General features: G+C 35.3%; 25 protein-coding genes, 1 riboswitch and 1 other annotated feature. Of the genes, 4 read left to right on the top strand and 21 right to left on the bottom strand.

Annotated features, from left to right (window positions below; all coding sequences use genetic code 11):
• Positions 1-2: 2 nt before the first annotated feature.
• From yycF to BN1058_RS00315, 9 genes are all read right to left on the bottom strand, one after another.
• Positions 3-707 (bottom strand): response regulator YycF, encoded by a 705-nt coding sequence (yycF, locus tag BN1058_RS00355; protein WP_090851218.1) that lies wholly within the window; start codon positions 705-707, stop codon positions 3-5.
• Positions 708-887: 180 nt separating this feature from the next.
• On the bottom strand, positions 888-2369 hold the full coding sequence (locus tag BN1058_RS00350; RefSeq protein WP_090851215.1) for a M23 family metallopeptidase: 1482 nt from the start codon (positions 2367-2369) through the stop codon (positions 888-890).
• Between the two features lie 285 nt (positions 2370-2654).
• The gene (locus tag BN1058_RS00345) at positions 2655-3941 is read right to left on the bottom strand and encodes an adenylosuccinate synthase (protein WP_090851211.1); all 1287 of its coding nucleotides are present in this window, start codon (positions 3939-3941) and stop codon (positions 2655-2657) included.
• A gap of 234 nt (positions 3942-4175) precedes the next feature.
• On the bottom strand, positions 4176-5393 hold the full coding sequence (locus BN1058_RS00340) for an ISL3 family transposase (protein ID WP_090851207.1): 1218 nt from the start codon (positions 5391-5393) through the stop codon (positions 4176-4178).
• A 170-nt stretch (positions 5394-5563) separates the two neighbouring features.
• Positions 5564-6940 (bottom strand): replicative DNA helicase, encoded by a 1377-nt coding sequence (dnaB, locus tag BN1058_RS00335; protein ID WP_090851204.1) that lies wholly within the window; start codon positions 6938-6940, stop codon positions 5564-5566.
• A 40-nt stretch (positions 6941-6980) separates the two neighbouring features.
• Positions 6981-7427, bottom strand: a complete 447-nt coding sequence (gene rplI, locus BN1058_RS00330; protein WP_090851201.1) for a 50S ribosomal protein L9 — start codon at positions 7425-7427, stop codon at positions 6981-6983.
• Positions 7428-7429: 2 nt separating this feature from the next.
• Positions 7430-9400, bottom strand: a complete 1971-nt coding sequence (locus BN1058_RS00325) for a DHH family phosphoesterase (protein ID WP_090851198.1) — start codon at positions 9398-9400, stop codon at positions 7430-7432.
• 31 nt (positions 9401-9431) lie between these two features.
• Positions 9432-10382, bottom strand: coding sequence for a YybS family protein (locus BN1058_RS00320; RefSeq protein ID WP_090851195.1), 951 nt, complete (start codon positions 10380-10382; stop codon positions 9432-9434).
• Between the two features lie 180 nt (positions 10383-10562).
• On the bottom strand, positions 10563-11114 hold the full coding sequence (locus BN1058_RS00315; protein WP_090851190.1) for a GNAT family N-acetyltransferase: 552 nt from the start codon (positions 11112-11114) through the stop codon (positions 10563-10565).
• A 131-nt stretch (positions 11115-11245) separates the two neighbouring features.
• Positions 11246-11346, top strand: a riboswitch (SAM riboswitch).
• Between the two features lie 176 nt (positions 11347-11522).
• On the opposite strand from BN1058_RS00315, the gene BN1058_RS00310 reads away from it, so the two are divergent.
• From BN1058_RS00310 to BN1058_RS00295, 4 genes are all read left to right on the top strand, one after another.
• On the top strand, positions 11523-12572 hold the full coding sequence (locus BN1058_RS00310; protein ID WP_090851187.1) for a homocysteine S-methyltransferase family protein: 1050 nt from the start codon (positions 11523-11525) through the stop codon (positions 12570-12572).
• A 69-nt stretch (positions 12573-12641) separates the two neighbouring features.
• Positions 12642-13424, top strand: a complete 783-nt coding sequence (locus tag BN1058_RS00305; RefSeq protein ID WP_090851184.1) for an HAD family hydrolase — start codon at positions 12642-12644, stop codon at positions 13422-13424.
• Positions 13425-13554: 130 nt separating this feature from the next.
• Positions 13555-14148 carry a TetR/AcrR family transcriptional regulator gene (locus tag BN1058_RS00300; RefSeq protein ID WP_090851181.1) on the top strand — a complete coding sequence of 198 codons (594 nt, stop codon included), beginning with the start codon at positions 13555-13557 and terminating at the stop codon, positions 14146-14148.
• Positions 14149-14159: 11 nt separating this feature from the next.
• On the top strand, positions 14160-15530 hold the full coding sequence (locus tag BN1058_RS00295) for an MATE family efflux transporter (protein WP_090851178.1): 1371 nt from the start codon (positions 14160-14162) through the stop codon (positions 15528-15530).
• 66 nt (positions 15531-15596) lie between these two features.
• On the opposite strand, the gene BN1058_RS00290 is transcribed toward BN1058_RS00295, so the two are convergent.
• From BN1058_RS00290 to BN1058_RS00245, 12 genes are all read right to left on the bottom strand, one after another.
• Positions 15597-16175, bottom strand: coding sequence for a hypothetical protein (locus BN1058_RS00290; protein WP_090851174.1), 579 nt, complete (start codon positions 16173-16175; stop codon positions 15597-15599).
• A 156-nt stretch (positions 16176-16331) separates the two neighbouring features.
• Entirely contained in the window at positions 16332-16457 is a 126-nt protein-coding gene (locus BN1058_RS14405; protein WP_255306918.1) for a DUF6254 family protein, read from the bottom strand.
• A 16-nt stretch (positions 16458-16473) separates the two neighbouring features.
• Positions 16474-16650, bottom strand: a complete 177-nt coding sequence (locus BN1058_RS14235) for a hypothetical protein (protein ID WP_176694398.1) — start codon at positions 16648-16650, stop codon at positions 16474-16476.
• A gap of 120 nt (positions 16651-16770) precedes the next feature.
• Positions 16771-18357, bottom strand: a complete 1587-nt coding sequence (serA, locus tag BN1058_RS00285; RefSeq protein WP_090851171.1) for a phosphoglycerate dehydrogenase — start codon at positions 18355-18357, stop codon at positions 16771-16773.
• A gap of 145 nt (positions 18358-18502) precedes the next feature.
• Positions 18503-18722: a binding site (T-box leader), on the bottom strand.
• Between the two features lie 158 nt (positions 18723-18880).
• Entirely contained in the window at positions 18881-19603 is a 723-nt protein-coding gene (locus BN1058_RS00280) for a DUF975 family protein (RefSeq protein WP_090851168.1), read from the bottom strand.
• Positions 19604-19634: 31 nt separating this feature from the next.
• Positions 19635-20630, bottom strand: a complete 996-nt coding sequence (locus tag BN1058_RS00275; RefSeq protein ID WP_090851165.1) for a DUF4003 family protein — start codon at positions 20628-20630, stop codon at positions 19635-19637.
• A gap of 263 nt (positions 20631-20893) precedes the next feature.
• Positions 20894-21220, bottom strand: a complete 327-nt coding sequence (locus BN1058_RS00270; RefSeq protein ID WP_090851162.1) for a hypothetical protein — start codon at positions 21218-21220, stop codon at positions 20894-20896.
• A gap of 189 nt (positions 21221-21409) precedes the next feature.
• Positions 21410-21640: a 30S ribosomal protein S18 gene (rpsR, locus tag BN1058_RS00265; RefSeq protein ID WP_090851159.1), complete on the bottom strand. Its 231-nt coding sequence runs from the start codon at positions 21638-21640 to the stop codon at positions 21410-21412.
• Positions 21641-21665: 25 nt separating this feature from the next.
• Entirely contained in the window at positions 21666-22154 is a 489-nt protein-coding gene (gene ssb, locus BN1058_RS00260; protein ID WP_090851156.1) for a single-stranded DNA-binding protein, read from the bottom strand.
• A 12-nt stretch (positions 22155-22166) separates the two neighbouring features.
• On the bottom strand, positions 22167-22457 hold the full coding sequence (gene rpsF, locus BN1058_RS00255; protein WP_090851153.1) for a 30S ribosomal protein S6: 291 nt from the start codon (positions 22455-22457) through the stop codon (positions 22167-22169).
• Between the two features lie 170 nt (positions 22458-22627).
• The gene (ychF, locus tag BN1058_RS00250) at positions 22628-23728 is read right to left on the bottom strand and encodes a redox-regulated ATPase YchF (protein WP_090851150.1); all 1101 of its coding nucleotides are present in this window, start codon (positions 23726-23728) and stop codon (positions 22628-22630) included.
• Positions 23729-23947: 219 nt separating this feature from the next.
• Positions 23948-24148, bottom strand: coding sequence for a DUF951 domain-containing protein (locus tag BN1058_RS00245; protein ID WP_090851147.1), 201 nt, complete (start codon positions 24146-24148; stop codon positions 23948-23950).
• Positions 24149-24151: the final 3 nt, after the last annotated feature.

Here is a 24151-nt window from a genome sequence, read left to right as displayed (position 1 = left end):
TACTACTCCTGTTCAGGGTTACGTAAATAATAACCAACACCTCTTCTAGTAACAATCCACAATGGATTACTTGGGTTATCTTCAATTTTCTCTCGTAAACGCCTTACGGTTACATCAACGGTTCGGACGTCACCATAGTAGTCGTATCCCCAAACTGTTTCTAATAAATGCTCACGAGTCATTACTTGGCCAATATGTCGCGCCAAATAATGTAATAATTCAAATTCCCTATGCGTTAATTCAACATACGTTCCTTCTCTTGTTACGGTATAAGCATCTGGATGTATTACCAGTGAACCAATCTGAATATCTTTGTTTGATTTTGCATGATCAGTTGGTATTTGCTGCTGTCTTCTTAAATTAGCTTTTACTCGTGCAATGACTTCTCGATTACTAAACGGTTTTGTCACGTAGTCATCTGCACCTAATTCTAATCCAAGCACTTTATCAATTTCAGAATCTTTTGCTGTCAGCATGATAATTGGCATGTTATGCTCTTTGCGCACCTCTCGGCATACTTCATTGCCATCACGATTAGGTAACATTATATCTAGTAGAAGTAAGTCAGGCTTCTCTTGATCTGTTAAGCGTATGGCTTCATCTCCATCATAAGCACAAATCACTTCATAGCCTTCTTTTTCTAAATTAAACTTTAATATATCTGCAATTGGTTTTTCATCATCGATCACTAATATTTTTTGACTCATTTGTTGTAGCCTCCTTTGACATACATACGTTAGTTATATTCTATCGTACTTTAACAAAAATGTCTTTTCATTACATTGATTATTGGAGCTTAGCATATTTTATTACTGTTAGCTATATGCGTAAGACCCTTGTTGCTTTTTCTACAACAAGGGTCTTCTTTTTTATAATTATTTATTTAATTAAAATATACTTGCTGGATTGATACGCGCGCCATTTTTGTACACTTCTATGTGTAAATGTACACCGGTTGAATTTCCAGTAGTACCCATAACTCCAATCTTTGAGCCTTTTACTACTGTTTGACCTGGTCTAACACTAATGGAAGACAAGTGCGCATAAATCGTTTTATATCCATTATTATGATTGATGACAATTTTATTTCCATATCCGCCATTGTCCCAACCAGCAGATACTACAGTGCCATTATCAGCTGCCAAAATAGCTCGATTGCTTGGACCCGCAATATCCATTCCTTTGTGGTAAGAGCCCCAACGAGGTCCCATATGACTTGAAACATATCCACCTACGGTTGGCCATGTAAAGTTCCCTGTACCTCTAGAAGGAATTACCTTTGTACCTTTGACTACAATTTCTTTTACTGGATCCTTTGTAACTTCCTCAGACACTACTTTTTTCTTGTTTACTTTTCCATTAATTATTTCTAATGCATAATGTACTTCTTTTTTACCTTCTTGTCCTTCTTGTTTTATCTTAGAATCACCTTTGTACAGCCGATCTGACTCTTGCACTTCTTTTTTGTAGGAAATCTTTTCTTCGACCATTTTTTCTTTTTTCACAATAACATCTACAAAAGGAGCATAAGCTGTGACATTAATTTTTTGACCAATTTGTAAAATCGAATCTTCCGAAAGATCAGGATTTAATTCTAATAATTGATCTGTGTCTAAATCATATTGCTGAGCAATTGTACCGAGGACATCTCCTTCTTCTACCTCATGTAACTTATCCTCTAATGTTCCTTTTTCAAGTAACTCAACACCTTTGTCTACTGTTAAAACTTCTTTTTCTTTTACTATTTCTCTTTCAAATGAAACTTTTTCTGATAGAGTTACGTCTAATGTAGTAGAGTCTCCTACAGCAAGTGTTTGTTCTTGTTCACCTGATTGCTCTTTCTCTTTATCACTTGACTCTTTTTCATTCTTTTGTTCTTGTTGTTTGAATTGATCTAGAATTTTTTTATCAACATATTTTGCTTTATATTCATAAAGTGCTTGTCTGGCTGTTTCTTCGTCCTTAAAATAGCCCGCTGAATCGCCACCAATTTGTAATTCATATGCATTGACTTGAATTGAAATATCATCTTGGACTATATCTAGCACTTTTTCATTGTTTGAGTTTGGATTAAACACACGCTCTGGTATGTAAGAGATTTCCTGTTTCACAGCATAGGAATACGAATCATTTGCGTTTTCTTTTTCTACAATTCGATCATCTATATAGGAAGTAATAATATCTTTGTTATCAACCGTTCCAACGTGCTCTCCATCTAGATAAACATGATAAATAGTATCTAGACCGATGTCTGCACTTGCTACATTAAGTGTTAAACCCACACCAAGTATAGTTGTAATAGCTGTCTTTTTTAGTAGACTCATTGATTTTAATCCTTCACCATTTGCTACTATTTCTTTCTTCCGCATCGTCCCTAGTCCTCCTACAACGAAATCTCTTTCATTCTATTAAATTTAAACCTATTATAGGCTATCATAGATTATACATACTTTTAAACCCTTTTAAATATACTGTAATAAAACTGTATCATTACTTCCAAAAATATACTAATTTAGGCCTATTTCCGTGATTTTCGTCACTATTACCCAAGCCTTTTACCACAAATCACCTGTTATATTACAATTTATATTGTAGTTGCAAACATAACAAAAGGCCTACTAAATAGTAGGCCTTTTGTTAGATATACAATTAGATTAGCTATACACGCTTCTTATCTCGTTTGTTTGTGTTCGATCTGGACCAACGGAAAAGATGGATAAAGGTATTTGCGTAAGTTGGGAAATACGTTCGATATAATGGCGTGCATTCTCCGGTAATTCACTTAAGTTTGTCACACCGGTAATATCCTCTGTCCAACCTGGCAACTCTTCATAGACTGGTTCACAATCTGCAAGGACTTTTAGACTAGCAGGGAACTCTTCCATTATCTTTCCTTTATATTTATAAGCGACACAGATTTTTAAGGTTTTAATACCAGTTAACACATCAATCGAATTAAGAGACAAATCGGTTATCCCACTTACGCGACGCGCATGACGAACCACGACACTATCAAACCAACCGACGCGACGTGGGCGTCCAGTCGTTGTTCCATATTCCTTACCAACTTCGCGAATTTGGTCGCCTACTTCATCTTGTAATTCTGTAGGGAATGGACCATCACCAACACGTGTTGTGTACGCTTTTGATACACCTACAACGTGGTCAATTTTTGAAGGGCCAACACCAGAGCCAATCGTAACTCCTCCTGCGATTGGATTAGAAGATGTGACAAAAGGATACGTTCCTTGATCAATATCAAGCATAACCCCTTGTGCACCTTCAAATAAAACACGACGACCTTGATCAAGTGCATCATTTAATACAACGGATGTGTCTGTTACATATTTAGCTATTTCTTGACCATATTGGTAATATTCCTCTAGAATATCGTCTACATTTAGTTCTTCCGTTTCATATACTTTTGTGAAAAGACGATTTTTCTCTGCAAGATTTTGTTCGAGCTTTTCTCGAAATACTTCTTTATCTAACAAATCAGCAATACGAATTCCCGTTCTTGCTGCTTTATCCATATATGCAGGACCGATCCCTTTTTTGGTTGTACCAATCTTGTTTATTCCTTTATCTTCTTCTTGTAATAAATCTAATTTAATATGATAAGGTAAAATGACATGTGCGCGATTACTCACACGGAGATTATCCGTATTTACGCCTTTATCATGTAGGTATTGTAGCTCCTCTACCATTGCTTTTGGATCAATCACCATACCGTTGCCTAATACACTTGTTTTTTCTTGAAAAAAGATACCGGATGGGATTAAATGTAGCTTGTAGGTCACGCCATCAAACTTTATTGTATGACCTGCATTGTTTCCTCCTTGATAACGCGCAACTACTTCAGCGTTTTGCGATAAGAAGTCGGTTATTTTCCCTTTTCCTTCGTCGCCCCATTGTGTTCCAACCACTACTACTGATGACATATTTGTTACCTCCGTTTATCTTACTTACATACTATCTATAAATTATTTTATACTAATTTACACATGAAATACCAAACTAAGTGTACCAAGTGGGGGCATATATGTCAACAAATAAAACGAACGTTTATTACGTTTCTTTTGTTATTCGTTCGACTTTTAGTGAGTTTATGGTTGCTTACTACTATTTAAAGGTTCTACGTCAAATGTTGGGGTAGGAGTACTTGCTCCTATCCCTTAACCTACTTGAAAATCTAAATCTTTATATTGATGATGCAATAATACACGTAACCTTAATCGATCATATCGTTTAAAGCCGAATGCATTACGTTTAATAACCTTGGTTTGATTATTTAAGCCTTCGACAAACCCATTGTTATAACCAAAGGCAAAACTATTTAGCACTTCTGGTTGCCAATTTTTAATCGTACCAATAGCTTGGATAAACGCTTCCATGCCTGACTTTTCTACTTGGGTGTAAAAGCGATATAAGCCTTGTTTAATCTCACCTAAATCTTTCGTTCCAGTCTTCGCTTCATCAAACCAAGAACGAAATGCCTCTTTTAAACCATAGGCTGTTCGTAAATCCTCTGATAAACTTAAATACCTTTCTAAATACCAATGTTGCTTATCCGTAAGATCCTCATATCGTTTGTAGAAAACATGCTTCATTCGTTTACACTTCTTACGATCATAATCATGAAAGTCCTTCTGAACACGTCTTCGTACCCGTTCTAATGCCCAATAAATGTACCGACAAAAGTGAAAGCGATCTGCGATAATGATTGGATTTCCTAAGGCTTTTTTTACGGCTGCTTTAAAGCTGTAGCTCATATCCATGACAACCATCTTCACTTGAGATCCCTTTTTCGCTAAGTACTTTTTAACTGTACGTACCGAACGGTTTGGCAAAATATCAAGGGGGACGCCTGTTTCTCCATTTGCGACGATCACTTGGTACTTCCCTTCTGATGTATCGCCTTTATATTCATCGATAGCTATTACTGGTGGCAACGTATCCACCTCTTTTAATCTAGCAGCTGCCAGTTGGTCAAATCTACGTATCGCTGTTGCTTGCGATGTTCGGAACTGCCCCGCAGTATCTTTAAAGTTTTTTCCCTGAATAACGCGAAGCCCTAGGGCTTGATTCCATTCGATGGAATGCCTTTGATATCGCTCTACAACGTGGTTCTTCTCAGGAAATCTCTTTCCACAAGAACAGACATATCTACGCTTTCGATAAAATAAATAAGAGGTTCGCTCAAAGAGCTTTAAATGCTGCACTTTTTGTATTCTATAATCATGGATACGGCTTGTCCTCTTCCCACAAGCTGGACAACGGTGCTTCCTGACGGGTAACTTTACGTGTAAGTAAAAGTTTCCCTCCAACTCCTCCATCTTTGTTACAATGACACTTTCTAATCCAGGTAATTTCATGTTAAACTGCATATACACGCATCTCCTATCCCTTTGGTTTGTTTTTCGTCAATTCAAGTGTAAAGGATATAGGAGCTTGCGTGTTTTATTTTGCTTAATTTTTTTCATACCCCAACATATATAATAGAGCCTATTTAAAGAACGCTCAATATAAAAAACCATCTAGAGTATGCACTCAAGATGGTTTTTCACCCTCCTACACCAGCTGGAGGAATATCTGATTCTTGATAACGATGATCTAAATCAACGAATTTATTATATTCTTTTACAAAAGCTAATTCCACTGTACCTACTGGACCATTACGTTGTTTTGCTAAAATAATCTCAATAATATTCTGCTTCTCGGATTCTTTGTCATAATAATCATCACGATATAAAAACCCAACAATATCGGCATCTTGTTCAATACTTCCTGATTCACGTAAATCAGACATCATTGGTCGTTTATCTTGCCTTGATTCTACTCCACGGGATAACTGGGATAACGCAATTAATGGCACATTTAATTCTCTTGCAAGACCTTTTAAGGATCGAGATATCTCAGAAACCTCTTGCTGTCTATTTTCTCTTGAATTAGCACTACCTTGAATCAATTGTAAATAATCAATCAAGATCATTCCCAAGCCATGTTCTTGTTTTAATCGACGACATTTAGAACGAATTTCATTCACACGTATGCCTGGTGTATCATCTATAAAAATTCCTGCATTTGATAAACTACCCATGGCCATCGTGAGCTTTCCCCAGTCTTCCGTTTCCAGATGACCTGTTCGTAACCGTTGGGCATCAATATTTCCTTCCGCACAAAGCATACGATTTACTAATTGCTCCGCTCCCATCTCCAAGCTGAAAATGGCAACATTCTCATCTGTTTTAATAGCGACATTTTGTGCTATGTTCAAGGCAAAGGCTGTCTTACCAACAGATGGACGGGCAGCTACAATAATTAAATCATTTCGCTGAAATCCTGAAGTTATTTTATCTAAATCACGAAAACCAGTTGGAATACCTGTTATGTCTGCATCATTTTGATGAAGTTGTTCAATATTATCATATACTTCAATTAGGACATCTTTAATATTCTTAAAGGCACCACTGTTCTTGCGATTAGATACCTCTAAAATGTTTCTTTCTGCTTCACTTAATACTTCTTCTACATCATCTTCTTTAGAGAAGCTTTCTGTAACAATATCAGTAGCTGTACGAATTAATCGACGCAACAAAGCCTTTTCTTCAACAATTTTTGTATAATAACTAATATTGGCAGCTGTTGGAACAGCACTAGCTAGATCACTAAGATAAGAAACCCCTCCAACATCATCTAACTGTTTCGCATTAGATAGAGACGTTGTTACCGTTACTAAATCAATGGGTTCCCCTTTGTCCGATAACTGCATCATAACTTGGAAAATACGTTGATGACTCGCACGATAAAAATCAGTTGGTAATAATAATTCTGAAGCAGTTGACATGGCATCTGGCTCTAAAAATATCGCACCTAATACAGCTTGTTCTGCTTCAATATTATGTGGTGGTGTTCGTTGTTCATCCCAAGACTCACTCATACGTATTCCCCCCTTCACATACCACGTAACAGAAGTATAATTATACTTCTGTTACGTGAACTTTAATTGTACCTGTCACTTCTGGATGTAATTTTACCGGTACGTTTGTATAGCCCAATGCACGAATTGGATTGTCTAATTCAATTTTACGCTTATCCATTTTAATTTTATGTGTTTTCTTCAATTCTTCGGCAATCTGTTTACTTGTAATGGAACCAAAAAGTCTGCCATTTTCACCTGACTTTGCTTTTAATTCAACTTCCATATTTGCTAACTTTTCTTTTAATTGCTTTGCTTCATCTATTTCCTCTTGCTCTAATTGTTCCTGTTTGTTCTTTTTTGCTTCTAATGCTTTCATATTTCCTGGTGTAGCTTCTATTGCTAAATTGTTTTTCAATAAATAGTTTCTTGCATAACCATCAGAAACATTTTTTACTTCCCCTTTTTTTCCTTTGCCTTTCACATCTTTTTGAAAAATAACTTTCATATTTATTCTCCTCCTTCAAGATAATTATCAATGATTTCCTTCAGTTGCTCATAGGCCTCTTCTATTGAGGTATCATCTAGTTGTGTGGCTGCATTCGTTAAATGGCCACCACCATTCATGCTTTCCATAACTAATTGAACATTAACATCTCCTAATGAACGAGCACTAATCCCGATTCTTCCATCTTCTCTTTCTGATATGACAAATGAGGCACTTATTCCGCTCATTGTTAGCAATGTATCGGCTGCTTGTGCGATGATAACTGGTCCGAATGTTTGACCTCTTTCACCAAGTGCAATAGCAATATTATCACGATAGATGGTTGTATTCTCTATTAAATGACTCCTTCTAATATATATATCTAAATCTTCTTTCATAAAGCGTTGAACCAAAATAGTATCTGCACCTTTCGAACGCAGGTAGGATGCAGCATCAAATGTACGGGATCCGGTTCTTAATGTAAAACTTTTCGTATCTACAATGATTCCTGCAAGTAGTGCAGTTGATTCAAGCATATTTAATTTTAGAGAACTTGGTTGATATTCTAATAATTCAGTTACTAACTCTGCCGTTGAGGAAGCATAAGGCTCCATATATACAAGAGTTGGATGAGCAATAAATTCTTCGCCACGTCTGTGGTGATCAATAACAACCACATACTCTGTTTTACTCAATAATTTCTCATCCACTACGAGCGAAGGTTTATGTGTATCAACAACGACCAACAACGTATTTTTCGTTACAAGATCATGTGCTTCATTAGGAGAAACAAAGTTTGACCACAATTCTTCATCTTCTTTTATTTCCTCCATTAACCGCTGTACACCTGTATCAATATCGTTTTCATCAACAACTACAGAGCCACTTATATCGTTAGCTTGTGCAATTTTCAATATTCCAATTGCAGCCCCAATCGCATCCATATCTGGTGATTTATGACCCATAATTAATACTTGATCACTCTCTTGAACAAGTTGTTTTAATGCATGAGAGATTACACGCGCCCTTACTCTTGTACGTTTTTCCATCGGATTTGTTTTACCACCATAAAAACGAACCTTACCAGATTCATCTTTTACCACTACTTGGTCACCACCTCGACCTAGTGCCAAATCAACACTTGATTGTGCTAATTCACCTAAATCGGGTAAAGATGCGCCACCGAGTCCAATTCCTATGCTTAGGGTTAACGGTACATTCTTGTTATCAGAAACCAATTCTCTTACTTCGTCTAATATTTCAAACTTTGATTTTTCTAATTTTTGTAATATTTGTTGGTTCATAACCGCTAAGAATCGTTCTTGTGAAATCCGTTTTAAATAGATTCCATATGCATTAGACCAATCATTAAGTGTAGAAGTTACATTTGAGTTAATCTGACTTCTAGATGCATCGTCCATTGCTTGTGTAATTTCTTCATAATTATCCAAGAAAATAATACCTAGTACAGTCTGTTCATTGTGATATAAATTTTGGATTTCTGTTTGTTGTGTACGATCAAATAAATAAAGTAATCGTTCTTCTCTTTTTACTATCACTTTGAATTCTATTTCACCTAAGTGAATCCAAATGTCTTCCTTTCCCTCTTTAATCATTGGAATTAAATCTTCAGAGAATTGTTCAAGTGATTGACCAACAAAGGTTTCACTTTCAGAAAACTTATTCATATATGGATTTGTCCATTCTATCTGGTAATCTTCACTATATAGGACAATTCCAATTGGCATTTCTAATAGCGCTTCTTCTCCTACTTTTTTCACACGGTAAGATAAGGTAGAAATATACTCTTCTGTTTCACTTAAGATATGCTTTTCTGATCGTACACTATAATACAGTGAAGCCACCAAGATCACAGTCATCACAATTCCTATCATCCACTGGAAAAACCAAATAAATCCTAATAATAGAAAGGATAAGGTATAAATAATCCATAAATGCAAACTTAAGGTTGGCTTCTTAAATAAATCTGGCATTATTTTTCAGCTCCTACGCCCAGACCTGAGCTCACTTTGTTTGTTCCATTTTTCCCCTTAAACCAAATCCTATATCAATTATACCTAAGATTTTTGTCATATAAAGACCGATTGGGAGAAAAATAACACTCGAAATAATAATTAGTATAGGGTATGCATTGGATAGCCGTTTTTGATGACAATAAAACAATATAAAAGAAAACCCTTGTAAGGAAAGTAAATTCCCTATTAAATTCGTTGTATTTAAAACACCTGTTGCTAAACTACCCGTCTCCTCTAAAGGAAACCATGCCAAAAGAATAGCAATAAAAAAAATCCAAATTAAACTTTTTGGTAATTGAAAGGTACGAAAGGGTGGAAAAGCTAAGCGCTTGTTACCACGCCACGAAATCACCTTATAACTCGTCCATTGTGTTACAAAAGCTATGACAATAGCAGCTAAGACTAATACAGATGGTAAAAGCGTAATAATCTGATTCATCTGTTTTTCTATTAATTCCATGTCATCTTTAGATAATTGGATTCCAGTTGACTCGGCCATTGACTGGGTTGTTTTCACTGACTCATCAACAACTAATTGATATTGTTCAATCAAATCTACCTGTGAAAAGACCTGAATCATCACAAATATAATAACTAAACCGAATGTCACTCCTACCGATCCTAATGCCCATGTTTCATAGGGATGGCGCTTTTGATATATTGCGTGTCCCAAAAGTGTTCCAGTACTTACTGCTAATAATGTTAATGGTAATGTACCAATAAACAGAAATAAGGAAAGAAATACGGATAAAACTAGGATAACCCCACCTAAAAAAAGTGTAGAGCGATACCCATAACGTGAAGCGTACAAAACAAATGGTATAGGTAATACAAATAATGTTAGTAATTCGATTCCTGGTACTAGGATAATAACAAGGAATAGTAGTCCATACAGAAATCCAAACCCTATTCCTTCTTTAAATTTTTGTGCATCCTTCATCACTTTTACACCTCTATAATTGCTAGCTTAGAAAAAGCACAGCTACCTTGCGCTGTGCCTACATACTAGCTTTTCCCTTTTTTATATGATTAATTGATAGCTATCTTTTTTACCTATACCCTTTAGTATAAACCATTGGATGGAATCATGACAAATAATATTTGTTCATCCTAATCCTTATCAAATATCTGTTGATAATCGAGAATAAATGTGGTGATCTTCAAATCTTCCATTAATTTTAAGTTCATCTCTTAATGTACCTTCCTTCATGAATCCGCAATTTTCCAAAACACGAATGGAGCCAGTGTTTCTTGGCATTACTCCTGCTTCAATGCGATGAAAACCTGCTTCCTTAAAGGCAAATCTAACGGCTAATTGAACAGCTTCAGTCATGTAGCCGTTTCCTTTATATCTATAATCAAGTCCGTATCCAATCATACATTTCTCTGCTGTATAACGTTCAACAAAGAAAAGGTTAACTGTACCTATTAGTTTGTCTGTTTGATTAGTAAAAATACCAAATCCATACTGTCTATCATTTAACCAGGCCTGTTGTTGATCTTCTATCATTTCTTCATGACTTTTGCGTGTAAAGAATGTGTCTTCTTTATCAACAGGCGAATAACAATTAAATATTTCTCTATTTTCCTTATTTATCTCTAATAATGCAGGTGCATCATTCTTTTGTAATGCTCGAATATAAATTCTTTTCCCATTTAATTTGCTTTTCATTTATTTTATCTCCTTACATGGCACTTCTTTTCTTTATTGTAATCGAACATAAGATAAACTGGCTACTTTTTTAACAAGGTGTTGAAATTTTCTGTCATTTATAATATACTGTTATTAATTTAATAATAATTTTCTTATCCAGAGAGGTGGAGGGACTAGGCCCTTTGAAACCTCAGCAACAGGCCCGCGTTGGTACTGTGCTAATTCCAGAGTTTTGTACTGAAGATAAGAAGAGCGAGTATAGAACGTGATTATAGCCTCTCTTCTTATTTATAAGAAGAGAGTTTTTTTTGTTTTGTAGCTACTTTGTATTAATAATATTCAAGAAAAGTGATTTTGTTAGAAATATGGTTATCATTCTGTAACCGTGTTTGTATAAATGAGAATAAGTTAACAGGAGGGAATAGGATGAAGCGAAGTTTAGCAGAAAGATTGCAAGATGGTACAGTGATAGCAGGAGAAGGGTACTTATTTGAATTAGAAAGAAGAGGGTATTTACAGGCAGGATCCTTTGTTCCAGAGGTGGCTTTGGATAATCCTGAAGCACTTAAACAAACCTACCGCGACTTTATGTTAGCAGGGTCAGATGTCGTTTTAGCTTTTACTTACAATGCGCACCGCGAGAAAATGAGAATTATTGGTAAAGAAGATCTACTAGAACCACTTAACCGACAAGCCATTCGATTAGCTAAGGAAGTAGCCAAAGAACATCCTTCTGAAGAAGCTTTGGTTGCAGGAAATATTTCAAATACAAATATTTTTGATCCAGAAGATCCTGCATCAAAAGATAAAGTGAGAGCAATGTTTGCGGAGATGATTGGCTGGTGTAAGGAAGAAGCTGTTGACTATATTAATGGAGAAACTTTCTACTATCATGAAGAAGCATTAATTGCATTAGAAGAAATTAAAAGAAAGGATTTGCCTGCTGTCATCACACTCGGTCTAATGGGCGAAAATATCTTACGTGATGGTTATACTGTAGAAGAATCTTGTCGTATCCTTTCAGAAAAAGGTGCACTTGTTGTAGGCATGAATTGCTTTAGAGGGCCAGATACAATGCAACCTTATTTAGAGAAAATTTGTACAAATGTAGATGGTTATGTTGCCGGATTACCAGTTCCTTACCGAACGACCGAAGAACACCCAACGTTTTTTAATTTACCAGATGCTGGTTGTTCTTGTCATGGTGGATTAGAAACATCTTTCCCAACAGCACTTGACCCACTTTATCATAATCGATATGAGCTTGCTGAATGGGCAAAACAAGCGAAACATAATGGGGTTAACTATATTGGGTTATGTTGCGGTGCTTCTCCAGCTATGCTTCGAGCAGTAGCAGAGGCTGTTGGAGTAGAAACAGTTAATTCCACATACTCACCGGATATGGAAAAACACTTTTTATTCGGTAAAGATAAGACATTGAAAAATCATAATCTGAATTATCGGACAAAAGCTTAAAGAGGATAGCAAATAAATAAAACTCCTGTTATGATAATGATAAAAAATTGTTGCAAAGGGAGTTAAAACATGATCAAAACAATAATATTTGACCTTGATGACACGTTACTGTGGGATAAGAAGAGTGTAGAAACTGCTTTTCAAAAAACCTGTGCAGTAGCAAAGGAAGTGCATGCAATTGATCCAATAAAATTGGAAGAAGCTGTACGAGAAGCAGCACGTGAACTTTATGCATCGTATGAAACATATGAATTCACAAAACTGATAGGGATTAATCCTTTTGAAGGGTTATGGGGTACCTTTGATGATGAAACAGATAATTTTCAAAGAATGCGTGACATTGTTCCGACTTATCGTAAAAAAGCTTGGGAGCTTGGTTTAAATAAGCTAGGGATAGATGATCAAACCTTTGCAATTACTTTAGCTGAACGGTTTGTTAAAGAAAGAGAAAAACATCCCTTTGTATATGAAGAAACCTTTACGATATTAGATGAATTGCGTCAAAATTATCAACTTATCCTATTAACAAATGGCGCACCGTCTTTACAAGAAAAAAAATTAAATATTACACCTGAGCTACGAGCTTATTTTGATCATATCATTATATCTGGTGCATTTGGCAAAGGAAAACCTGATCCTAGCATTTTTGATTATGCCATCGAATTAGCAGAAGTAGAGAAAGAGGAAGCTATTATGATCGGTGACAATCTCATGACAGATATATTAGGATCTAATCGTGCTGGTATCCGCAATATTTGGATTAATAGAGAAGATAAAAAGAAAACAGATGTAAATCCAACCTATGAAATTAACCATTTAAGTAAAGTTATTCATTTAGTCAAAGAACTATGATATGTTTAGCAATTAATCTAGCATTCAATTAAAGTTACCTACATGGTAACTTTTTTTGTGTGAAATTTATTGCTACTAGTTAGATAGTTTGCTATGATATGTTGACGAACGTTCGTAAGGGAGAGGTTTTATGTCTTATCAATTAATTAAAGATGCTGCACTTGATTTATTTGCCACGTATGGGTATGAAGGAACATCTCTAGCGGATATTGCCAAAGAAGTCGGTATAAAAAAACAATCCATCTACGCTCATTTTAAAGGCAAAGATGATTTATTTTTACAAGTATTAAAAGAAACCTTCTCGATTGAATTAAAAAGGGAAGACACTTATTTGAGAACAAATTTTGATAAACCGTTAAACGTTTTTTTATGGGATGCATTGCAGAGTTATATGTATCGTTTTCATCATGATAATCGCTTAAATTTGTGGTTACGCAATGCTTTTCTGCCACCTAGTCATTTGTATAAAGAAGTAATTGCTTCTTTATATGATTACATTGATCAAGTAGAACAGCTATACCTGAAACGTTTCCAACACGCATTTGATCAAGGAGAGATGAAACAATCTCCTGGTATTGCGTCAATGGCTTTTTCCGCTTTATTAGATGCGATTGGGGTAGAAATGGTTTATGGCGGGGATATGCGTGCTAGTCAAAAATTATATGCCTCTTGGCAAATTTTTTGGGTAGGTATTTCTAATCCAAATGAAACATCTAACAACTAGGGGGGATATCTTTGTATCATGCACACACTTTAAAAGAAAAGATTCATTTATTTTTAACCATACTATGGCCAATAATGATTACACAAATTAGTTTATCTGCAATGAATCTTGTTGATACAATGATGGCAGGTCGTGTAGGGACAGATGACTTAGCAGGCGTAGCCATTGGGTCTAGTCTTTGGGCTCCAATATTTACAGGAATGAACGGAATCATGCTTGCCATTACGCCCATTATCGCACAAATGATGGGAGCAAATGAACGTCATAAAATTCACTATACTGTGAATCAAGCAGTGTATCTAGCTATTGTAATTGGTGCAAGTATTATTTTACTTGGTTCTATTGTGCTAGATCCTATCTTAACTTTTATGGATTTAGAGAAAAGTGTTCAACATATTGCCTTCCATTACTTAGTCGGTCTTTCTATTGGAATTATTCCTTTATTCCTATCAAATGTGATTCGTAATTTCTTTGACGGACAAGGGTACACTCGTATTACTATGTTTATTACTGTATTAGCAGTTCCTTTTAATATTCTTTTAAATTACAGTTTAATTTTTGGTCAATTCGGTATGCCAAAGTTAGGTGGAATAGGTGCAGGGTATGCAACTGGGATTACCTTCTGGATTATTCTAGTAACCAGTCTTATTATGACATTTAAAGTTAAATTGGTTAGCGAATATAAACTATTTATTAAATGGGTAAAACCTTCTATTTCTGCATGGAAAGAACAATTATCCATCGGTATACCAATGGGATTATCTATTTTTTTCGAAGCAAGTATATTTTCAGTCGTTACTTTATTTATTGGAATGATGTTTTCGACAAATGTAATTGCAGCAAACCAAATTGTTATTAGTTTTACAACTTTACTATTTATGATTCCTTTGAGTTTATCTATGGCGATAACCATTGTGGTTGGTTTTTCCATTGGTGGTAAGCAGTTAGAAGCTGCTAAACAGTACTCCTATATTGGGGTTTTTAGTGCTATAGGGTTTTTATCCATCGGATCGATATTTATGTTCTTCTTTAAAGAACCCATTGCATACCTTTATACAACCGACCCTGCTGTTGTTCATATTGCAGCACAATTATTCACGATAGCTATCATTTACCAGTTATCTGATGCTTCGCAAGCAAGCCTTCAAGGGGTTCTTCGAGGTTACAAAGATGTAAAACTACCGTTCTATATCGCTTTTGTATCTTATTGGGTAATTGGAATACCAGCTGGCCTTCTTCTAGCTGCATTTACCTCGCTCGGTCCTTCTGGTTTTTGGATAGGTATTACATTAGGTTTAACCGGAGCAGCAATTGGTTTCTTTATTCGTTTGAGAATCGTATATCGAAGAGAACGTGCAAAGCTTATGGATGTAGCAACATAATTGTTATACTACGAATAAAGGCTTCCATTTACATGGAGGCCTTTTAAAATTATTGTATAGTCTACACTATTCGATTGTGGTATGTTGTGTGGCGTTTGATAAATCATTATATAGACTAATCCAATGCCCTTCACTTACTTCATATCGTTCGGTTTCTGGTATATCTTTATATTTAACAATCACGGATTCCCATTTAGCCGTGTTATCTTTCAATTGCTTAAAAAACTGCAATTCATTCGTATTTAATTCAAGTTTAGTAAGCTCGTTTCTTTCGAATTGCCTTTGATATTCAAACAGCTTTTGGCGGCAAGACAATATATATTCGTGCAAGTCTTGATTCGTTTCCATTCCAAAATGGTTTGCCACTTCTCTTGTTACTTGTAGTTTTTGCATATAAAAATTAACAACTGAATTTATATTGTTTAGTTGTTTCAAAGATAACGATTTACGCTCAAGTATAGTGCTTAGTGCTTGGTCACTTAGCTTACTTTCATGACCCATGGTGCCAACTACACTTCCTAAAGACTGCATAATTTGACTTGATATGTATGTTTCATAACGCTGATGTTGCTTGTAAGCGGAGTAAGCAAAGTAAAAGCAAGCAATGATAAAGGTAACTGCTAATAACCAAATTAATCTTTTCAAATAATCCCCCTTCACTTGTCCAACCATCTAGTGATTTAATAAATATATAGTTATATCATAAACCTTACAAAAGCGTGTTTCAATATTTCGTATTACATCTTTCACCATATTAGATAAATGGAAAAGAAGCGATAATATCATCGCTTCTTTTCCGTTTTAATTATTTGAATCCTTTTTTGCTTCTTCTGCTAATTCCTCAAATGATTTAACTTTACCATGCGGATCTTGTGATTGTTTTCTATTGTTCCATTCACGCTCTTTGCGACTTTTAGATGTCGACATATATGAAAGTCTCCTTTTAACTGGTGGGCTTATTTTTGTTCTTCGTCATTCTTATTTTTTTTGCTTTTTCTTTATGTGCGCGATTTGCTGCTGCACTACCTAATTCCTCGGAGAATTCAGAATCTGTTTTGCTGGAATCAAAACCTTGTTTATTTTTCTGTTGTGGATCATTTTTCTTTGTACGCTTAGCCATGCTTTTCCCTCCTTTTTGTTTTTAGTATGTAAAATGAACAAGGAAATATTCGCAAACGTATTAATAGAGCTAACAAAAAAGAGAACTCAACATTAATTGAGCCCTCTTTTCCCTCCCTATTTATAATTTCATAGCTGTCACATCATAAATATCAGCAAGCTTTGTTAACCCTTCAACATCAGCTTCAGTAACGGTTTTGTCAACGGTTAATAACATGATCGCATCTCCACCCATATCTGCACGACCAACTTGCATGGTAGCAATATTAATATCTTCTTCAGCTAAAATACTACCCACTCTACCAATTGCGCCTGGTAAGTCTTTATGATGAATGAATAGTACATGACCTTCAGGTGCTAAATCAACACTATAATTATCAACTTTAACAATACGTGCACCTAATCCATTTAGAAGCGTACCTGCGATTGTATGCACACCTGATTTCGTTTTCACTTCTACTGTAATTAGATTAGTAAATCCTTGTGTCGAACTTGTTTTTTGTTCATTAATAACAATACCTCGTTGTTCTGCTAAAAATGCTGCATTCACATCATTGATATGATCACCAAAGTGTCGTTTTAACAAACCTTTAATTGTATTTCTTGTTAGCGGAGCAACCTCCATTTCATACAATTCACCAGCATAATAAATCGTAATTTCTTTAATCACTTCTTTTGTTACGTTGGTTAAAAATAGTCCTAATTTTTCAGCTAAATAAAAATAAGGTTCAATTTTTTTCATTAATTCTTTTGGAACAGATGGTAAATTAACTGGATTCTTTACTGATTCTCCTGTTAGCAAGCGAACAACATCATGACTAACATCAATGGCTACATTCTCCTGTGCTTCTACCGTACTTGCACCTAAATGAGGCGTGGCAATTACTTCTTTTAATTCTAATAATTTATGATCTGTTGCTGGTTCTTCTTCAAATACATCTAATGCTGCACCAGCAACTTTCCCAGAAACAATAGCGTCATATAACGCTTCCTCATTAATAATACCACCGCGGGCACAGTTCACAATCTGTACGCCTTCTTTCATTTTTTTAAATGCTTCCGCATCAATTAAATGTTTGGTTTCTTTTAATAATGGTGTATGCACCGTGATGAAATCTGCTGCTTGAATAACATCTTCTACTGTTCCATGTGAAACACCTAATTGATCCGCTTTCTCTTCCGTAAAAAATGGATCATAAGCAATCACTTTCATTCGTTGGCCTTTTGCACGCATCGCAACTTCTCTACCGATACGCCCCATTCCGATTACACCCAAGGTTTTTTCTTTTAATTCTACACCAATGTGTGATTTTCTATCCCACTTCTTTTGTATTAATGCATGATAGGCTTGAGGGATTTTTCTTGCAAGTGACATCAACATCGCCATTGTATGCTCTGCGGCTGAATTTGTATTGCCGTCTGGTGCATTCACGACAATTACTCCATGCTCTGTAGCGGCTTCTATATCAATATTATCTACACCTACACCTGCACGACCAATAATTTTTAAATTTTTACCCTTTGCGATAATGTCACGTGTAACCTTGGTTTGACTCCGCACAAGTAAAGCATCATAATCAACTATTTTTTCTTGCAATTGCTCAACGGTTAAATCGGTTAACATATCCACTTCTACTTCTTTTGCTTCTCGTAACGGAAAAATACCATCTTCACTTAATGGATCACTAATTAATACGCGATAAGTCATTTTATTGTCCCCCTATTAGAATAATGGTTACATTGGCTCTCCTTCTAAACTACCTTTTACTATGCAATAATATGATTTTTGATCTTCTTCTCCTTTCTTATCTTTTAAAAAATTAATAAAAAAACTTTCCACCCTCTACGTCTGCGTAAGGGGCGAAAAGTTGTATTATCCGCGGTACCACCCTGGTTTTGCTGTCAAAAAACAGCCTTCATTGGATTATGCGTAACGTGCATCACGTGTAGATCTACTATTATTCAATCTACCTACTCTGAAGTGCTATTTATTGTATGATTCACTGATTCGCACCAACCATCAGCTCTCTTAGGAATCAACTTCAATAAACTTGTCTTCTTCTCCGTATTATTATTCACAAAGAATTTTGAATTTTCATATATAATAGCACGAATAGAAATTATGTCAACAGGTTTTAAGCAACTTTTTCATGAATGTGCGTTCAATTTAATTAATAATTTTAGTTATTCATGAACCATCGCATTTAGCAATCCACAACGAAGAGTACCTATTACATAGACGTAAGGTTTAGCTCTTCTCTTGAGCTGAGCCCATTTTCTACTGCTATGTGTCTTAAAGCTATATACAGTTCAGCTTTTGTTGCATTATAATAGGGCATTACAAATAAAAGACCGATACCAAAGGTCAAAACACCCAATAAAAACCAGCCAATAAAAGATAGATCCAGTATGAATATATTCATTTTTTCACCATTTGTCATTTGTTTACTCAATTGTATTGCCCGCTTATAACCAATGTTTGGATTATTAGATAATATATAAGGTACCATACTATAAGCATAAGCTTTCACTATTCCAGGGATGATCAATAATAAGAACCATAAAAAGATCAACACTCCCTTATAAAGCATTGCTCCTACGATACTAATGTAACGGTCACGTTTAAATGAATATCCAAGATGGTGTAAAGTCACTTCTCCTTTTGCAGCTTGAACAAAATAACGTCTCGCGCTTACTTCAATCGGATACCCTAAAAAAATACGAAGCAATAAACCAATAGCTACAGCAATCAAGCCAATAAAAATTAGAGCTGGGAGTAATGTATACCAACCTTCCCCGCTACTAACATGAACTGTATTCGCTCCACTTCCACCACTACTTCCACCGCTACCACCATTTACGAATGAAAGAATGAGACTAACTAAAAAGGCTTTCCAATATGTCCCTTTCAACACTTCTTTCGCTCTGTCTTTAAGCTCACTTCTCATCCACATAAACATGCTCCTCCTCGCGTTAGAGATAAATTTACGAATTAGCTGCAGACGAAGTCGCCGCAGATGCTCCAGCAACGGCCGCAATCATAGCTGCTTGTTGCGCTTGCATGATGGCCTCCATCACTGTGTGTAATCCTGCTTCTAACAGTGTTTTATCTTCTATTACTTCACTCATAACAAAGTTTATGGCAAAAATAAGATTGAAGTCCTTTGTCCATTTAAAGCCTTTTAAATCATTTAATTGTTCAGTAACTACCTTTATTCTCTCGATAAAACCTGAGGTATCTTCTAATAAAGCTAACATTCCGATTTCTGGATAGTGCATTTTTTTAATTTTTACTCCATTTTTTTTAAAAGCCACTAACTGTTTAGTAGAGCGATTAACTAATGTATCTTCGCTAATACTTGGATGAAGAGTCAAGATGTGCGTTAAGAATTGAAGATCATTTCCTTTTTTAAATCCCTTATTACTTAAACTTTCATAGAGACTTTCGGTTCGGTTTATTAAATGATTAATTTCAACGTTTATCCCAGATAAAAGTGCTGCAAGTGGATAATCACTACTTGATGTTAAAAAGAAATGATGCTTTTTCATCTCTCTATAAATATCCAATGATCGACCTACCCGCTCTTTATCATATGATTCCTCTGAGGGGTTTGTCATAATTGCCATTGCAGCAATATAAGTAAAGGAACCTCTAGAAAAACCACCACGGATTAACTGTTCATATATGTCAATAAATTGATGGAATTCTTCCTTTGGATTTTGAAAACGCACATCCAACATGGAAGCTGTTGTAAAGCGCTGATAAGATTTTAAAGTAGAGAAAGCTCCAACATGTTTCTTAATATAATTACTAATGTCTAGGAACTGGTCTAATTGAAAATTTCGACAATTCAAAACATAAGTAGATGCAATAACCATTAAAATACGCTTATCTGAAAACTTCCATTTTAATTTATCTTGAAGCTGTTTGTAAATAGTTTCAAACGTTGATATTTTTTCATTTAATGTTGCTAAGTGCATATACACACTCTCCTTTTTAAAAAGATTGTCAATAATATAGAAACTATTTTTGATGGAATTTATTTTTGAAATTAGTAAAACCGTTAGCAACGTTCAAATGAATTGCATTTTTATTACTTTACACTTTGTTACTACGTAAATAAACCGCAAAAAGTTTCAGTATTGCCAAGTCAGGTCAATGCTGAAACTGCGTATATTCTTATTCAAAAATTTATAATTGAATATTTTGTAACTGTACTTAGTATAGATGGCTTGGTTCTTAACTATTTCTCAATGTGTCTTTCATAAATCAAGTAAGAATATAATCTATAACCAATTGGGGTGATTGCAAATAGCGATAACCACTTTAATGACGGCTCAGCAATGAAGCACCATATTATAGCTAGAATGATAGAGAATAGGAAAAACAAATTACCAGAAAACCCATTTAGTGGTTGATTGTCTAAGAAAAATGTCTTTGCACCCTTTAAATCTTTTGCATAGCATTCTTCATGATATGGGACAACTACAAATACATATGTAGCAGTTACTAAATCATCTCGCACTTTAATTTCATTGATACATTTATCACAGTAAATAGCCTTTGACACATCATCACCTCTTTAAATAAAGATTTTGGAAGTGCTCTTAACCGAAAAAACCATTTTTCCATAAACTTACTTCATTTTATTGTATCATATTTCTGTCAATTTGATATTGTTGTTTCTTTAAAATCCCTTCCAGTACCATACATCAAAAAAGGCACCATAGGGTTATCCTATGGTGCCTTTAAATAGCTATTAGTCGTTCACGTAAGGCAATAATGCCATTTGACGTGCGCGCTTGATTGCTCTTGTTAATTTACGTTGATATTTTGCAGAAGTACCTGTTACACGGCGAGGAAGAATTTTTCCACGCTCTGAAACAAATTTTCTTAACAAATCAACATCTTTATAGTCAATGTGTGTAATACCGTTCGCTGTGAAATAACACACCTTACGACGCTTTGAACGTCCACGACGAGCTGCCATCAGAAAGCCCTCCTTTAATTAAACATTAAAATGGTAAATCATCATCTGATATATCAATTGGTTCTCCATTATTTTCAAACGGATTCTTTTCATTCGATTGATTGTTGTTTTGATTAAATGATTGGTTTTGGTTGTAATCAGGATTGTATCCTGCTGATCCTTGTCCACCTTTTGATGAACCTGATCCACCGCCACCTTTTGATTCTAGAAATTGTACAGAATCTGCAACAACTTCTGTTATATAGACGCGCTTTCCATCTTGGCCTTCGAAATTTCTAGTTTGAATTCGGCCATCCACACCAACTAAGCTTCCTTTATTCATAAAGTTAGCTAAGTTCTCTGCAGGTCGTCTCCAAACCACGCAGTTTATAAAATCTGCTTCTCGTTCGCCTTGTTGATTGGAAAAGGGTCGATTAACGGCTAAGGTGAAATTAGCTACTGCAACACCATTTGCAGTATAGCGTAAGTCTGGATCCTTCGTTAACCTGCCGACGAGTACGACACGATTTAACATGGGAATCCCTCCTTATTTGTCGTCTTCACGAATTGCCATATGACGAATAATATCGTCAGAGAATTTCGCTAAACGATCAAATTCATTAATTGCTTTTTCATCGCCTTTGAAATTAATCACTACATAGTAACCATCACGAAAATCGTTGATTTCATAAGCAAGGCGTTTTTTACCTTTTTCTTCAACTTTTTCAATTTCCGCTCCATTGTCAGTAAGGATATTGTTAAAACGCTCAATCAATGCTGTTTGCGCTTCTTCCTCAATGTTTGGGCGGATGATGTACATAATTTCATAGTTATTCATCCGTTTGCACCTCCTTTTGGTCTTCGCGGCCTATCTCTTTTGAAATAAGCAAGGAGTAATAATTTGTTCATTACTCACAATCAAGTATTATACCAAACATTCAAGTATCGCGCAAGGACCAATATCCTTACTTATTTCATCTTTTGTTTACTTTTTATAATGATCCAGGCTTACACATTAAAACGGAAATGCATAACATCACCGTCTTTCACCAAATAATCTTTTCCTTCTAATCGAACATTTCCTTTTTCTTTTGCACCATTCATCGAACCAGCGTCTACTAAATCATCGTACGATACAGTTTCAGCTCGAATAAATCCTCTTTCAAAATCAGTATGAATAATACCAGCAGCTTGAGGTGCTTTTATCCCTTTTTTAAAGGTCCATGCTCGAACTTCTTGCTCCCCAGCGGTAAAGTAGGTAGCTAGTCCAAGTAATTGATAGGTTGCTTTAATTAGTTGGTCTAAACCTGATTCAGCTATTCCTAACTCTTCAAGAAACTCTGCTTTTTCTTCCCCTTCAAGTTCAGCAATTTCTGATTCTACTTTTGCACTAATCACAATCACTTCTGCGTTTTCTTGCTCTGCAAACTCACGAACCTTTTGTACATTAGGGTTGTTATCTGCTTCAAGCAGCTCGTCCTCTCCAACGTTCGCCACATATAATACTGGTTTACTTGTTAATAAATGTAGTCCCTTCACTAACTTTTGTTGCTCATCTGTAAAGGAAACAGAACGTGCTGGTTGTTCATTTTCAAATGCATCTTTCAACTTGGCTAACAGATCAAACTCTGCAACGGCTTCTTTGTCTTTTTGTCTTGCCATTTTTTCAACACGTTGCATACGTTTAGAAACAGTCTCCAAATCGGCTAAAATCAGTTCTAAATTAATTGTCTCAATATCATCAATTGGACTAACAGACCCCGAAACATGTGTGATGTTTTCATCTTGGAAACATCTAACAACATGGCAGATTGCATCCACTTGACGAATGTGAGATAGAAATTGGTTTCCTAATCCTTCACCCTTACTAGCTCCTTTTACAATACCTGCAATATCAGTAAATTCAAAAGCTGTAGGGACTGTCTTTTTTGGTTTTACTAATTCCGTTAATTTTTCTAATCGCGCATCAGGTACTTCAACAATCCCTACGTTTGGATCTATTGTACAAAACGGATAGTTAGCTGACTCTGCCCCTGCTTGTGTAATTGCATTAAATAATGTTGATTTTCCAACGTTGGGTAAGCCAACGATTCCTGCTGTTAATGCCATAAAAACTTCCACTCCTTAAGGATATACCGCTCATATGAACGTTTCAGTCATTCTAATTATAGGTACAGTCAATCAAATTGACAAGTTAACAAATGTCTAAATTCAACATCTTACATTCATTCATTTTAACCTTTTAAATAAAGTAAACATACATTTCTTTGTTTGTTTTAGATATAAAAAACTTAAATTAAAGTATTGTTCCACGTGAAACAACATTTTTTAATCTTCTTGAGCCGCTTTAACTAAAATTTTTTTTAATTTACTTTCAAATTTTTTTCGTGGTATTAATACACTGTGGCCACAGCCATCACATTTTATTCGAATATCCATACCCATACGAATAATTTTCCAACGATTTTCTCCACATGGGTGGGGTTTTTTCATCTGAACCATGTCATTCAGTTCATATTCTTTATTCATTAC

It is taken from the genome of Paraliobacillus sp. PM-2, from assembly GCF_001368815.1.
In the GTDB taxonomy this organism is placed as follows: Bacteria; Bacillota; Bacilli; order Bacillales; family Amphibacillaceae; genus Paraliobacillus.
Note: the sequence above shows the minus strand (reverse complement) of the source record. Positions and strands in the feature narration are given on the sequence as shown.